The sequence below is a fragment of the Streptomyces sp. R35 genome (assembly GCF_041053035.1).
Classification (GTDB): domain Bacteria; phylum Actinomycetota; class Actinomycetes; order Streptomycetales; family Streptomycetaceae; genus Streptomyces; species Streptomyces lutosisoli.
In genome coordinates this window covers 3,547,962-3,562,462 of the sequence record NZ_CP163440.1, presented here as the reverse complement: position 1 = coordinate 3,562,462, position 14,501 = coordinate 3,547,962, and the positions used below count along the sequence as shown (strand labels likewise).

9 protein-coding genes are annotated in these 14,501 nt (G+C 71.8%); all 9 read right to left on the bottom strand.

Annotated features, from left to right (window positions below; genetic code table 11):
* Positions 1–51: 51 nt before the first annotated feature.
* The 9 genes from AB5J50_RS16355 to AB5J50_RS16315 all read right to left on the bottom strand — a co-directional run bounded on the left by AB5J50_RS16355 (position 52) and on the right by AB5J50_RS16315 (position 14,341).
* On the bottom strand, positions 52–1,047 hold the full coding sequence (locus AB5J50_RS16355) for an AAC(3) family N-acetyltransferase (RefSeq protein WP_369258722.1): 996 nt from the start codon (positions 1,045–1,047) through the stop codon (positions 52–54).
* Complete coding sequence (gene fxsB / locus AB5J50_RS16350) at positions 1,040–3,196, bottom strand: radical SAM/SPASM protein FxsB, inactivated metallohydrolase extension form (protein ID WP_369258720.1); 2,157 nt, start codon at positions 3,194–3,196, stop codon at positions 1,040–1,042. The genes AB5J50_RS16355 and fxsB overlap by 8 nt, the downstream gene beginning before the upstream one ends.
* A 141-nt stretch (positions 3,197–3,337) precedes the next feature.
* Positions 3,338–3,499, bottom strand: coding sequence for a hypothetical protein (locus AB5J50_RS16345; RefSeq protein WP_327428485.1), 162 nt, complete (start codon positions 3,497–3,499; stop codon positions 3,338–3,340).
* A 203-nt stretch (positions 3,500–3,702) separates the two neighbouring features.
* A complete protein-coding gene (locus tag AB5J50_RS16340; protein WP_369258718.1) occupies positions 3,703–5,166 on the bottom strand; it encodes a GAF domain-containing protein in 1,464 nt (487 codons plus the stop codon).
* Positions 5,167–5,204: 38 nt separating this feature from the next.
* Positions 5,205–6,242 (bottom strand): rod shape-determining protein, encoded by a 1,038-nt coding sequence (locus AB5J50_RS16335; protein WP_369258716.1) that lies wholly within the window; start codon positions 6,240–6,242, stop codon positions 5,205–5,207.
* A 139-nt stretch (positions 6,243–6,381) separates the two neighbouring features.
* Positions 6,382–11,142 carry an SAV_2336 N-terminal domain-related protein gene (locus AB5J50_RS16330; RefSeq protein WP_369258714.1) on the bottom strand — a complete coding sequence of 1,587 codons (4,761 nt, stop codon included), beginning with the start codon at positions 11,140–11,142 and terminating at the stop codon, positions 6,382–6,384.
* On the bottom strand, positions 11,132–12,145 hold the full coding sequence (locus AB5J50_RS16325; RefSeq protein ID WP_369258712.1) for an AAA family ATPase: 1,014 nt from the start codon (positions 12,143–12,145) through the stop codon (positions 11,132–11,134). Before AB5J50_RS16325 ends, AB5J50_RS16330 begins: the two co-directional genes overlap by 11 nt.
* Before the next feature lie 79 nt (positions 12,146–12,224).
* Positions 12,225–14,018, bottom strand: a complete 1,794-nt coding sequence (locus tag AB5J50_RS16320) for a trypsin-like peptidase domain-containing protein (RefSeq protein WP_369258710.1) — start codon at positions 14,016–14,018, stop codon at positions 12,225–12,227.
* On the bottom strand, positions 14,015–14,341 hold the full coding sequence (locus AB5J50_RS16315) for a CU044_2847 family protein (RefSeq protein WP_327428479.1): 327 nt from the start codon (positions 14,339–14,341) through the stop codon (positions 14,015–14,017). Before AB5J50_RS16315 ends, AB5J50_RS16320 begins: the two co-directional genes overlap by 4 nt.
* Between the last annotated feature and the right edge of the window lie 160 nt (positions 14,342–14,501).

Here is a 14,501-nt window from a genome sequence, read left to right as displayed (position 1 = left end):
TGGCCGGAACCCACAATCTTCCCCACCGGGCGCCCGCACGGGTCGCCTCTTTCACGTCAATCCATGGCGATATCCAGACATCTGGTCTCCCGCCCGGTCGACCGCTTCCCGCATCCCGAAGAGCAGCACCGCTTTCCCCGCCATTTCCCGTTCCTTCACGAGATCACGCCGCAGCAGGGCCCCGATCGCCTCGAAGTCGCCGTCGTACAGCTCGATGTCCTGGTACGAGGTCCAGTTGCCCTTCTCGTCCACCACACAGTGGTACGCCCGTTGCGGGGGTGTGGGCCGCATCCGGTACTCGGCGAGATGGAACGCGCTGCACGCCTCGAACCCCACGCGGAACAGCAGGACCTGGGCGCCCTCCGCGTACAGCTTGGCCAGCGGGGAGCGCTCGCCGAGATGGCAGTGCGGATCGTGCTCGGCCAGCAGTTCCTCGGCCCGGGGGCCGAGCCCGGCCAGCGAGGTGTGCGGATGCCCGCTGCGCACGGCGCCCCGCGTGGTCCAGACGCACTCGGCGAGCACGCCCATCGTCGGGCAGGCGGTCATCCCGGGATCGAACGGAGCCACCGACGCCCGGAACTCCTTCTCCTGGTCCTCGGACATCCCGTCGGTGAGCGCCTTGTACGCCCGCGAGGTGAACGAGTTCTCGGGCGTGAAGGTGGGCACGACGAGCGTGCCGTCGGGGCCCAGCACATCGAGCAGCGCGTCCCGTACGTCGGTGTCGCGCAGCCCCGCCCCACCGAGGGAGGCGTGCACCATGAGGATGCCGCCGCGCTCGACGCCCAACTTGCGGAAAAGGCGGACGAGTTGGCGGCGATTGGCAGGGCTGGCCAAGGGGGCGCGGTCGAAGGCGCCGGCCGGCCGGGTGTGGCCGAAAAGAGGGCTGGTCGGCCGGGTGGGGTCGAAAGGGCCGGCCGGCGGGGTGCGACGGAAGGGGTTGGCGGGCGGGGTCCGCCGGAACGGGTTGGCGGGCTGGGCGCGGCGGAAGAAGTCGGCCAGCCGGGTGCGGTCGAATAAGTCCGCCAGTTGGGTGCGCTCATCAGTCACAGTAGATCGCCCACTCGGCTCGCAGTTCCTCGGCCAACACCACGCCGGTCTCGGTGAGTTCACGCTCGGGGCGGGCGGCCAGCCGCTCCAGGGCGTGGCCCGCCCGCTCCAGCGCGGCGGCGCGTTCGCCGGTGCCGTCGGCGAAGTACGTGGCGTTGCCGAGCTCCCGGCTCGCCTCGTCCAGCAGCCGCCCGGCCCTGCTGCCCGGCACGTTCAGATCCACCGTCGCCCGCAGCGCGGTCAGCCGTGCCAGCCGTCCGGTGCGCGGCAGTTCCCGCACGAACTCCTCCGGTTCGAAGTCGACGGCCACACCGAGCGCGCCGAGCCCGTGCGCGCCGAGCCGCACACCCGAGCCCGCCACGAGCGGGGTGACCGTGGTGACGAGCGGCGCGTTGACGCCGTCACGCCACCCGGGCGTCCGCTCGGCCATCAACTCGTAGGCGGTACACAGCCGTTCGGTGAACGAGGCGAGGTCGTCGGGAGCGAGGGGAGGGGCGACAGGCACGGCGTAGCAGTCGCGGAGGGGGTCCGCGTCGTCGAGGAGTAAGCGGGTGTCGTCCGGGAGGCGGACGGTGTGCAGGGGGTGCCATGCGGTGGGGGTGCCCTCGGGGGAGCACTCGTCGCCGGTGGCGGTCCGTACCCGGAGTCGGCCCGCGGTCACCGTGACCTCGATCCGGCCGGGCTCGGGGAGAGTGAGGGTCCCCAGCGTGGGAAGGTGCAGCTCGGGAGCGGTCTGGTCCCAGGTGAGCTTGAGGTCGGCGCGGGCGCGGACGGCGACCGCGACGGCCGCCGCGGCGAGCGGTGCGACGGTGGCCGGGTGATGGAGGGAGTGTCTCAGCGCCGTGTGCGCATAAGGGTGGGCGAGGACGTCGTCGACGTGGGGCATGACATCCGCGGCGCCGTCCAGGTCCAGGAAGGCCCGCCACAGGTCGTCCCAGTCCGGCTCCGCGGTGTACAGGGCGGCGCCGTCAATGAGCAGCTGCCGGTTCAACTCGCCATGAGCCCACCAGAGTTCGGCCTGGCTGTGCACGGCAGGGGAGAGCGCGCGCTCGGTGATCCGCTCGGCGACACCCTCGACGAAGACGCTCAGGTCGGCACAGAAGACCGACGGATTGTCGAAGGCCCGCTCGCTGCTGTACCGGTGCGCGTAAAGCCCTCCGCCGCACGACTCGACCACCGGGCAACGCCGACAGGTTTCGCTGACACCCGCCAGGCCCAGCTGGCGGGCGCGTACGCCGGGATGCCGTGCGAGCTCCTCGAAGGTGTGCCGGAAGACGTCGTAGCCGGTCGCGGCGGCGCCGTCGTAGGCGGTCTTCAGCGAGTCCGCCTGCTCGAAGGTGCCGTCGGTCTCCACCACGGCCAGATCGCTGGGAGCGAGCCCCATGGCCTCCGTCAGGCTCGGGCCGCCCCTCAGGGTGCTGAGGACCGAGTCGAAAGTCCGCACCGACACCGTGCGCCCCTGCCGGTCCCAGTGGTCGAAGATCCTGAGGAGCCAGTCGGCGTACGCGGTCGGTGAGGCCGCCGGTCTGTGCGGTGGGCTGTCCCAGGTCGAGTGCGGAAGCAGATAGTCGATTCTGGGCGGATCGAGTGACACGAGCGCGTCGTGCACCGCGACGGGGTCATTGGCGATGTCCACGGTGCACAGCAGGCCGCTGTACAGGTGCCGGTACTCGGGAGAGCGCAGCAGGCTGACCGCGCGCAGCACCCGGTCGTAGCTGCTGCGCCGTCTGCGGTCGAGCCGGTGACGGTCGTTGGCCACACGGTCGCCGTCGAGCGAGACGCTGACTTTGACACCGAATTCCTTGAAAACATTCAGGTGCCGGGAGTTCAGCTGGACGCCATTCGTATGAATACGGAGATCGAGTGTGGTGACCGGAGTGATGGTGCGAGTGAGTTCCGCACAAATGTTTCTCATCCGGGTGGGCCCTACGAGGAGGGGTTCACCGCCGTGAAGGATCACGGAAACGGACGGCAGTTCATGTGCTTCCGCATATGCCGCGAATCTGCGGGCGACCATTCCGAGCGTTTCTTCGGAAATTACGGTCGGGCGCCCTTTCCAGCTCTGGTCGGCATGCTCGTACACGTAACAGTGATCACAGGCCAGGTCGCACCGGCTGTGGATCTTCAGGACGAGCTGCTGCAGTTTCACCCGCCGAAGGCTAGTGGCACCGGAGGGGAGTGTGTAGCACGAACTTCTTGATCACTCAAGGCAGTTGGGGGCTCCGGCGCACAACTTTGAGCACACCGGCAGTCGTGCTACCGCCGGTGTGCCCAAGGTGAAGTGTGTCGTCTAGAGCGCCGAGTCGAAGGTGATCGGCTTGACCGGACGCCTTCCGGGGATGTCCGCCGCTCGTCCGGCAGACGGGGCGATGGCCGACAGGGGCGTGTGCGGCTTGCGCACGGGCCGGAGGGCGGCTGGGTGGTGCGTCGTCGGCGTCACCGAAAGGTTCATGTGAGGACTTTCGAGTCTGGTTGGGGATATCTCTTCTTCTTAAGGCGGACCCTACATGAGATCAACAGCAATGGCCTGCGGGATCGGCCGATTCCACCTGAATACTGTGAGGTTTGGTTGACAGCAATGCGGGAGACGACGGAACGTGGGTCGTTACGCTGTCCGGGTGAATCCGGGACGTCAGTTCGGCGGGTGCTCGCGCCTCACAGCGGTGACGCCCAGGTGACCGTCGTGCCCGTGCCGCCGTCGTCGTAGACCGTCAGGCGGACGCCGGCGCGGCCGTCGGGCAGGGTCGCCGTCGAGTCGACCGTGACCTCGATGACGGACACCCCGGCGCGGCGCGACGCGGCGGCCAGCGCACGCCGCAGGCTCGCCAGCAGCTGACCTGCCACGGGCTCCGAGATGCGGCTCTCCACGGCACCGGTGAACCGCGCGGACGGCTGGAAGCCGAGGACCGCCGCCGCGCCCGCCGTTTCGCGCAGCACCTTGCCACGGAAGGTGGTGGGCGCGTCGGCGGGCGGCTGCTGCAACGCGAAGATGGCCGTGCGCACTTCCTGGATGGTGGACTGCAACTCGTCGACGGCCCGGCCGAGGACGTCGTGCACATCCTGGGCCGCCCCGTCCCCCATGCTTCTGCGCTGCGTGGATTCGAGCATCATGCCGGTGGCGAAGAGCCGTTGGACGACCAAGTCGTGCAGGTCACGGGCGATGCGGTCGCGGTCCTCGAAGACCGCGAGGCGCTCGCGGCTGTGCTGGGCGTCGGCGAGGACCAGGGCCAGCGCGGCCTGCGAGGCGAACTGCGTGGCCAGCAGCCGTTCCACCGAGGTGTACGGCCGGTCGCCGCGCCGGCGGGGAAGGGCGAGCGTGCCGATGAGGCGGCCGTCCGCCTGGAGCGGAAGCATCATGCTCGGCCCGAAGCGCTTGCGTACGTGGGTCGTCATCCGGGGGTCGGTCGCGGAGTCCTCCACGAACACCGGCTCGCCGCCAAGGAGTTGCTCGAGGACGGGGCTGCCGGGCGCGATGGTGGTGCCCACGATGTCCCCGGGGTCGTCGAGCGTGGACGCGGTCACGATCTCCATGCCGCCCTCCGCCGTGGGCTGGAGGATGACGCCCGCCGAGGCGCCGGCGAGGATCCGGGCCCGTTCGGCGACGGTCATCAGCGCGTCGGCGGCGGTCTCGCCGGTCAGCAGCGCGGTGGTCACGGCGGCAGCGCCCTCGATCCAGCGCTCGCGCTGCCGGGCGCTCTCGTACAGCCGGGCGTTGCCGATCGCGATGCCGGCCTGGGTGGCCAGTACGCGCAGCAGCTGCTCGTCCTCGTCGGTGAACGTACCGGCGCGCTTGTCGGCGACATACAGCGTCCCGAACATCTCGTCGTTGACGCGGATCGGGACGCCGATGAATTCGTCCGACCGCCCGACCACGCCCTGGCTGTCGCCGGCGCCGGCCTCGACCTCGGTGCCCGCCTCGGTCTCGGGCCGGCCCACCGTACGGATCTCCACCAACCCGTCGTGCCCCGGATCGACCATGCCCAGTGCCGCGTACCGGGCCCCCGTCAGCTCGGCGGCGCCGTCCACGATGTGCTGGAGCGTGGCCCGCAGTTCGAGGTCGGTACCGACGCTGAGGACGGCTTCCAGGAGCGTCGGGAGACGGCGCACGGGGTCGGTCATACGAGGCCCCTCGGAGTCGGCCCTGGCGCGTGCGCGGTTCAGTCCGCCAGCGGGTCCAGGGCCAGTGGCTCGATCTTGCCCTCCAGCATGTAGCCGAGGCCCTGCACGGCACACACGTCGGGCCGCTCGGCGATGTGCACCGGCATCCCCGTCGCCTGCCGCAGCATCTGGTCGAGCCCTGGGAGCAGCGCGCTTCCGCCGACCATCATGATCCCGCGGTCCGCGAGGTCGGCCACCAGGTCGGGCGGGCAGGAGCGCAGCACCTTGCCGATGCCGTCCAGTACGGCGGTCAGCGGGGTCTGGATGGCATCGCGTACGGCCGCGGTGTCGACCTGCACGGAACGGGCGAGGCCGGTCGCCACGTCCCGCCCGTGGATCTCCGTCGACGCCGGGCCGTCCGGGGTGAGCCCGTTCCCGGAGAGAGCGAGCTGCAGGGGGCGTACGGCCTGACTCGGCAGCATCAGCTCGTGCTGGTGGCGCAGATGCTGCACGATCGCGTGGTCGACGGCCTCGCCGCCCACCGGGATGCGCTCGGCGGTGACGATCGAGCCCAGCGACAGCACGGCGAGCTGGGTCGCGGCGGCCCCGCACACCATGATCATGGTGGCTTCGGGCCGTTCGACGGGCAGACCGCAGCCGACCGCGGCGGCGATGAGCGTGTCGACGAGCTCGACCCGCCGTGCGCCGAGCCCGACGAGCGTCTCGATCGCGGCCCGCTGCGCCAGCGGGTCCGCGTCGTGCGGGGTGCAGGCGGCCGCCCGCAGCCGCGGCTTGCGGCGCAGGGTGCGGCGGACCTTGTCGCCCAGCAACTGGCGCAGCATCCGCTGGGCCATGTCGATGTCGACGACCGAGCCGCCGGTCACCGGCCGCATGACACGGATGTAGTCGGGCGTACGGCCCGTCATCTTCTCCGCGAACTCGCCGACCGCGATCAGCGCGCCCGTCTTCGTGTTGATCGCCGCCACGCTCGGCTGATCGACGACCAGGCCCGCGCCCTTCACATAGACACGGGTCCTCGCCGCGCCCAGATCGACGGCGAAGTGACAGCGGCGCAGCTGCTCCAGACTGGCGGACATGGCAGTTCCTCCCGAGAGCGCAGACCGTGGGGCTCCGCCGGGCGGCGGTCCTCTCTCGCATCGTGCGGGGGTGGGGGAGGGGGCGCCCTTTGTGGGGGGCCGGGTGGGGTGCGGCTGGATGGGTGGACTTGGGGCGCTCCTAGGCGGTGCGGATTGCTTCGAGCACCGGTTCCAGGGAGCTGACGGTGTGTTCGCTGCCCGCCCGGCGCAGGCGTTGCTCGGTCTGCTCGTTGTCTGCGGAGCCGATGAAGGGGAGGCCGATGGTGTTCGCGGCGGTCAGCTCGGTGACGGTGGAGCCGATGAGCACGGCCTGCGCGGCGGACACGCCCAGCTCGTTCAGGGCGCGGTGGAGGCAGTCGGGGTTCGGCATCAGCAGGGTGAGATCGTCGGCGCGTGCGTGGACTCCGCCGGTCACCGCGTTGGCCAGTCCCCGGGTCTCCAGATAGGACGTGACGGCGCGAGGTGAGGTGTCCGCCACGACGGCGGGCCCGCGGCCGCCGGCTGCCAGCGTGCGGATCAGGGCGTCCGCGTGAGGGATGGGCGCCGCCAGGGGGACGGCCTGTGACTCGATCCGGTCGAGTTCCCGGCGCAGCTCGGCCCCGAGCCTGTGGTGCGCGAAGGCGCGCAACAGGTCGAGCGGGTCGGTGTATCCGTCCACGAGCGCCGAGGGCGCGCCGTCCGCCAGTAGAGGCTCACCGCTCAAGGCCTCGTCGGGACTGCGCAGTTCCACGAGGAGGGCGGCGAGCTCGTGGGCGACCCTGTCAGGCGCTACTCCGCTCCACAGCTGGGTCAGTGTGCCGTCGAAACCGAGGAGCACGCACTCGGCGCCTTCCAGGGTGGCGGCCAGCGACCGCTGCCGCGCCTCCGCCCTGCGCTTCACAGGGTTCTGCGCCGAGTCCGGCGACGGGGCCTGTGACTGTGGCACACCGACGCTCAGCCGCACGGCGCATGCCACCGCGAGTCCCGGGATCGGCCACCTCCGCAGCCCCTCGTGCACCGCTCGCTGCGCCGCGCCCCCTCTGCTCAGGGGATAGCGGCGGGTGATGCGCCCGGCCTCCCCCACGAGGTGGTCGAGCAACTGCCCGGACACGTCGGCGGTCTCGCCGCGGACGAAGGCGACCGGGTCGTCGACGTGCCAGGACAGTTCGACCGACGCGGCGAACGTCTTCCGTCCGGAGCTGGGCAGGAACAGTTGGTACGTGACCCCGTGCGTGGTGAGGTCGACCTCGTAGTACGTGATGAGGGAGCGGGGAGGGCGTTTGGCGAGGGGGCGGTCGGGGTTGACGAGGGCCAGCGAGTTGTCGGGCTCCGTGTACACGGCGGCGGTGCGGCCCTGCTCGGGGATGCGGATGATCCGGGTGGTGTCGCGGATCATGAACGGGCCGCGCACCAGGTCGCGTTGGACCGGGTCGGGTTCGGGGACGCGTTCCGGGAGGTCCAGGGTGCAGTACCAGGCGAAGATCGGGCCCTGGGTTCCGTAGTAAAGGGGCAGAAAGCGATCCAGGGTGCCCCCTTTTGCGTCGCTCGCCAGTTCCTGGAGCAGGACGGGGGAGAGGAGCACCACGACATCCGCATCGGAGGCGATGAACGTGGGCAGCAGGTCGAGTGGCGTGGTCGTGCGGTCCGCGCGGGTGAACTGAGGGGTGTGCCAGAACGTCACCCGGAGCTTCGGCGGGACCTCCAATTCGAGGAGTGCGCCCGGGAGTTCGCGCAGCACCGCGTTCAGCGTGGTCAGTACGGAGGTATTGGGCTCGGTGATCACGAGGTAGCCGTTGTCGCGGGAGAGCAGCTCGTACTCATTGGGGGCCATGTCGCTCAGGGCGAGCAGCCAGGACAGGGTGCGGCCGACGATGTTGTGGGTGTGGGGGTTCACGTCGGGTTCGGCGTACTCGACGACGATGGTGGGTTGGTCGGGTTGCCGCCTCTGGAGCGCGAGCGTGTGGAGGCGACGGAACTCCTCCCGCTCGGGAGCCTCCTGGAGCAGCGCGTCGAGGGCGGTGGCGGCCCGCTCGTAGTCGCCCAGCCCCAGGTCGAGTTCGGCGCGCAGGGCGCGGACCTTCTGGTGGAGGGGGAGCAGACGGGCGCGGGTTGCGCGGGCGGAGGGGCCGGGGACGCCCGCAAGGGGTTCACCGCGCCAGAGATTGAGGGCGTCCTGGATGGCGTCGCGGGCTGCCATGGGGTCCCCCGCGTCCCGGAGGGACTTCGACCTCTCGACGCGCTCTGTGTGGTGATACAGGTCGACGTCGGCCCCGGCGGCGTGCAGGGCGTACCCGTCCGCGGTGGTGGCCAGGACTCCGGGACCCAGGGTCCTGCGCAGGCCGGAGGCGTACGACGACAGGAGCTGCTCGGTGCGCTCCGGAGGGTGCTGTCCCCATATCCCCTGGGTCAGTTCGTCGTACGTCACCGTCCTGCCCGGCCGCAGGACCAGCATGCAGAGCAGGGCCTGCTCCAGGAGGGAGCCGTCGGGCAGCACGCGGTCACCTGCGCGGATCTGCACCGGGCCGAGCAGGCGGTAGAGGTACCGGTCCGCCGTGATGGAGTCCAGGACCTGGTCGAAGGAAGGAGTCAGGAAGAGGTCCCTGCCCCGGCGCTGGGCCGCCGGGTCCGATGAGGTGAGGGGGGTGATGGCGTCGTCGAACAGCCTCCGGAACGCACTGGGAACCTGTCCGAGAACCGGCCTCCGTTCCCCGGCCAGCTCCCTCAGCAGGTACCCGAAGTCGCGGAGATCCTTCGACTCGTCGCGATCGTGCTCCGTCCCCAGTGCGAAGCCGGTGATCTTCACGGTGGCGCCCGGACCGGCTGTCAGCCAGCTGCCGGGCGTGAGCCGGCCGTGTGCGATGCCGCGTTCGTGGACGGCCTTGAGACCCCCTGCAACCTGTTGCGCCAGGGGGGCGAGCAGGGGGAAGGGCATCCGGAACCCGCCCTCGGCCGTGAGTTCCCGCACGGTGAACCCGTCCACGAACTCCGTGACGAGATACGGGATGCCCCCGTCGATGCCGAAGTCGTACACGGCGAGAACGTTCGGGTGCTCGACGGCGGCAAGCGCCCGGGCGTCGTCCAGGAACGCCTGATGATGCTCCGGTCCGACCGAGGTGTACGTGTGCACCGCCACGGTCCGATCGCTCCGCGTGTCCTCCGCCCGCGTCACCTGCCTGCTCCGGCCCAGCCGCTGTACGAGCCGGTACCTGCCGAGTACGAGCCCGCCCTGCTTCGGCGACGCCCCCCCGCCCAGCCGCCGCACACTCTCCTCCCGCACCGCCGCGAAGGGCTCGCCCCCTGCCGTGGCATCCCCGCCACCCGGCGCCAGCACCGCGAACTCCCCGGCCGCCACCCCCGCCCGCGCGTCGATCAACGCGCCCACCCTGCCGAGGAGTTCGGCCGTACGGCTGTGGGCGGTGCGCGGCAGGGTGTGCAGGAGGAGTTCGCGTACGCCGGGACGGAAGGCGTAAGAGCCGGGGGCGCCCGGGGTGCTGCTGAGCACGCCGCTGAGGATCACCTCCGCGAGATGCTGGGGCTGCGGGTTCCTCTCGATGGCCGCCTGGACCAGTCGCATCACCGGCAACTCCGGGCGCCCTACGGCGAGATGACCGGCGAGGACGAAGGCCTCCGGGGAGGCGAGGGAACGGAAGCGGAGGACGAGCTCCTCGGGGGAGAGCTGCTCGACGTCGCCGCGGCCCAGGTCGTCCACCGGGGCGGGTGCCGGGGCGAAGTCCAGCAGGGCGACCGAGCCGGGGAGTGGGGAGGCTCCCGCGACCAGGGACGACCAGTTCGCCAGCCAGGGCGCGGACGGTTCCAGGACGGGCAGCGGAAGCCTGCCGGGGGCCGGAAGGTCATCGGTGGCGTAGGAGTCCACGGTGTACGTGGAGTTGGGGGCCGCGGGCCACGGCGCGGCGATCCGCGCGGTCGTCGCCGGCAGGGCCGTGGTGCGCCACAGCCGCTCGGGCAGCGGCTGGAGCACGGCCACCGGCATCCGGGCCGCCCAGCGCCGCAGCGTGCGGTACCAGCGGGCGCCTGCCGGGCCGCTCCGCCACTGCGGGCCCATGCAGTCGCTGACCAGGAGAGTGACCGTACGGCCGTCCGCGGAGGACTCCTGCGAGCCGGGGCGCCGTACGGTCCCGTCGACGGTCAGCCGGTGCAGCTCCACCGTGCGGAAGACGCCCGACTGGGCGAGCGCGGTGTGCAGTTCACGGACGAGCGGGCGCCAGACGGGCATGGTCGGCCCGGCGTCGTACACGAGGTGCAGGGTCAGCCAGCGTTCGGTGGCGGGGCGCAGCACGGGCACCCACCAGCGCGGTGCCGCGCCCAGCCGCGCGATCCGGTGCGCGGTCGCCTCCTCGTCGAGCTCCTGCCCGACGGGCGCGGGCACCCGCCGCTTGAGGGGACGCAGGGTGCGCTGGAGCGCGAGGGGGTGGGGCAGCATCGGGGGAGCGGGCGCGAGGAGGGTGGTGTACGGGCCACTCCTCCGGTCGCCGGAAGCGTCATCCCCATCGCCGGTGCCATCGCCGGTGCCATCGCCGGTGCCGGTGCCGGGCAGTCGCAGGGGCACGCGCTTGTCGGGGCGGTGCGGGGTGGCGGCGGGCGGGTGCTCGGCGGGTCCGTCCTGCGGCACCTGAGCCGGTGTGCCCGGCTGCGGGGATGCCTCTGCCGGTGGCCGCCGGGCCGAGGCGGCGTCCTCGCCGGCCCGGGGGTCCGCGCCGGTCTCCTCCTGCGGCGCCGCGATGTGCCCCGCGAGCCACAGCAGCTCCGCCAGCTCGACGGAGGTCGGTGCCTCTCCGCCGGCCACCTGCCCCAGCAGCTCGGCGAGCGCGGCGGGCCCACCGGTCACGGGCGCCCAGGGCGGAAGCGCACCACCTCCTCCGCCCTCGCCATGGTGCGAGCCGCCCTCGCCCTCAGAACTCATCGTCGTCCCGGGTCCGGCTCAGATACGGCATCAGCTGTTCCGCCAGGTCGTCCCGCGACGCCGTGTCGATGCCCGCCACCCCCGTCAGGTAGATGGCGTTGAGGAGCTGGTCCGTGGCGAGTTCGCCGCCCGTGCCGCGGGAGAGGAAGCGGGTGATGAGGTCGCGGGCGTAGGCGTCGGGCTCGCCGAGGTGGGCGCGGACGATGCTTTCGAGGTGGGCGTCGCGCGGCTGGTGGAGTTCGAGGCGGACGCAGCGGCGCAGGAAGGCGGGCGGGAACTCGCGCTCGCCGTTGCTGGTGAGTACGACGAAGGGGAAGGCGCGGCAGCGGACCCGGCCGCGGGAGACGGTCACGCGGTCGTCCGTGCCGGCGATCATCACCTCGGCGACGGCTGTGTGCCGGGCGGCGCGGACCAGCTCGGGGATCTCGTACTCGCCCTCCTCCAGGATGTTCAGCAGATCGTTCGGCAGGTCGAGGTCGCCCTTGTCGATCTCGTCGATGAGGAGGGCGCGGGGGCGGCGGTAGGGGAGGAGGGAGGTGCCCAGCGGGCCGAGCCGCAGATGGTCCTGGAGCTCGCTGTCCGCGGGGAGTTCACGCGCGGCGGCGCGACCGGCGTCGTACAGACGGGACAGCGGGTCGTACTGGTAGAGGCCGTCGTGGAGTGTGGTGCGGCTGGTGATGTTCCAGCGCAGGACCGGGCCGAGCTTCAACTCCCTTGCCACCGCGTACGCGAGCGAGGACTTGCCGCTTCCCGGCGGCCCTGTCACCAGCAGTGGGCGGCGCAAGTACAGGGCAGCGTTGACGAGTTGGACCGCGCGGTCCGTGGCGCGGTAGGTGCGGGCGCGGTGCCGGCGGTCCGGGGACGCGGCCGAGGTGTCGTCGTCCTCGGCGGGAGTGTCCAGCTCGGGACCGCCGTCGAAGTCGCGCCACGGCGGCGGCGCGGGAAGCTTCGCGATGCCGTCGTGGGGCTCGCTCCCACCCGTGTAGACGGGCCACAGGGACATGGTCTCTCCTCGTTGCGTGCCGGACGGTCTTGCCGACCCCTGAGGGGCATCTGCCCGTCGTGTGACAGTCGGGTGGTGCTCAGCCGACCGGCGAGTGCAGATAGCCGACGGGGTCGGGCAGACATCTGGGGTCTTCCCAGAGCAGCGCGAGGTCGTACGCCCAGTGCGGTTCCGGGGCCTCCGAGGCGTATGCCGTCTCGCGCAACTCATGGATGTGGGACGGGAGTTCACCCGGCGGCAGGCCCGCCAGGTGTTCGGCCAGGTGGTCCAGGAACGCGGCACCCGCGCAGTCCCCGTGCCCGCCGCCGTGGTGGTCGCCGCGGCAGCCGGTGCGCGGCCAGAGCATCACCGGCATCGCGGCGTTCAGGCTCGCCTGGAACAGCCGCCGGGTGCCGCCCGCGCGCGGCGGGGAGGCGAAGCCCACCATGTCGGCGCCGCGCCGCAGCCCGATGGTCAGCCGCACCGGGTCCTGTTCGACGGCCCCGCAGCTGATGCGGTGCAGACGTGCCGTGGGCTGCGCGTCGAGCCGCTGCCACTTCTGAAGCAGCTTGTGCTGAAGGCCGCCGCTGCGCCGCCGCTCCAGGTCCATCACGACGAGCGGTGCGAAGGAGCCGAGCGGGCTCTGGTCGTCGGCGCTGCGCTGCCAGTGCGCGACATCGGTGTTGAGCCAGCGGCGCGGCAGTACGAAGGCGATCAACTCGCGGGCTGCTGGCTCCAGTTCGTGGTACGCCTCGTCGATGCGCTCCAGGGCGTAACCGCGGACGCGGTCGGCGGGCAGGGCGCGCGAGCCGACCACCCGGCGGTGCCGGCCGTTGTACGCGGACACCTCCACGAGGAACTGGTGGTCGCCCGACCCGCTGGGCGCGATCTCGACGAGGATCGGCGACCAGGTTTGCCGTGCCCCCGCCCCTGTCCCTGCCCCTGTCCCCGTACCTGCCCCTGCCGCGGGCCGGTGCACCGGCGCCTGGGGGCGGCGGTCGTGCGGCCGGGACGGCCAGGCCCGCAGTGCGCCCCGGGTCGGCGCGTCTTCGGTGAAGTCGGCGAGCCGCGCGGCGAACCGGGCGACCGCGCCCGTGTCCGGCACCTCGGAGAGCAGATACCAGGCCGCGTCCCACAGCGACCCGAACCGTCGCGAAGGCAGCGGCGGTCCGAACGGGCCCACGGCATCGCAGTAGAGCCGCTCGGGGCTGCATTCCGGGCGGTCCGTGAACTCCGGGCCGCGCCCCTCCACCAGCTGCCGCAACCGTTCCTTGTCCGTGCGCCCGTACTCCGGTGTCGGTATCAGCTCGCCGAGGCGCGGCCAGTAGCGGGCCATGACGTGCGCGGGCAGCATCCGGCCGTTGCGGATCCCGGGGTCCCGGGCGGCGGACGAGACCATGCCCACCACCCGGCCGGTGTCCGCGAGGGTCACGGCGGCGCCGCTGAAGCCGGGCACCAGCGGCTGCCCGTGCGCCGCCCACGCCTCCAGCTGGACCCACTCGCCAGCGATCAACTGGTCTGCCGTGGCCCGGTATTCGGCGAGGGTCCCCTCCTCGAACCGCTTGGGGAACCCGTACGCCAGAAGCCTGCGCGGCGGGTCCCCGTACGCGTCCGAGGGCGCCGCGAACGACGCGGGCTTGATGGACGGCACGGAACGGTCGAGTTCGAGTACGGCGACGTCGCCGGGGTCGGTGTCGCGCCCGTCCCAGCCGCCGTGCGCGACGACCTTCGCGGGAATCGCCCCGGGCTCCTGCGCGAAGGAGACGCCCACCTCGTCCGTACCGCTGCGGGCGACCACATGCGCGCAGGTCAGCACATGCCGCTCAGTGACGAGGAACCCCGCGCCGGTCTCCCGTCCACAGCTGATCCTGGCGTGCCACGAGGCGCTGGTCATGACCGTTCGGGCGACCAGGAGAGCTTGACCACCAGGTGACCCTCGACCGAGCTCTTGGCGATCAACGCGCCCGCCTCCGCGGTGAGTTTGACCCCGAACTCGATCTCCACGGAGTCGGGACGCAGGCTTCCGTCGCGGAACACCCTCAGCGCCGACTCCGCGGCGGCCCGTACGCCCTCCAGAGAGCCCTCGAAGGTACGGGTCGCCTCGACCGTGCCGTCGTGCCGGGCGACCAGCCGGGAGCCGGGACCGCCCTCGTCCTCGGCGGCCTCGACGACGACCACCGCCCCGTCGTCGGTCTTGAACTCCAGCAGTCCGTCCATGGCTCCCGCATCCCCCGTCGTCCGTGACCCCAGGCCAACCTCATTGTTACGGACGGTGCTTGGGGCTGTCCCGGTTTCTGCGGCTCGTACCCGCCTGTCCTGGCGGGAAGCCGCCAGGGCGCCTTCCCGCCAGGTCCCGTCAACACCCGCGCAACACAAG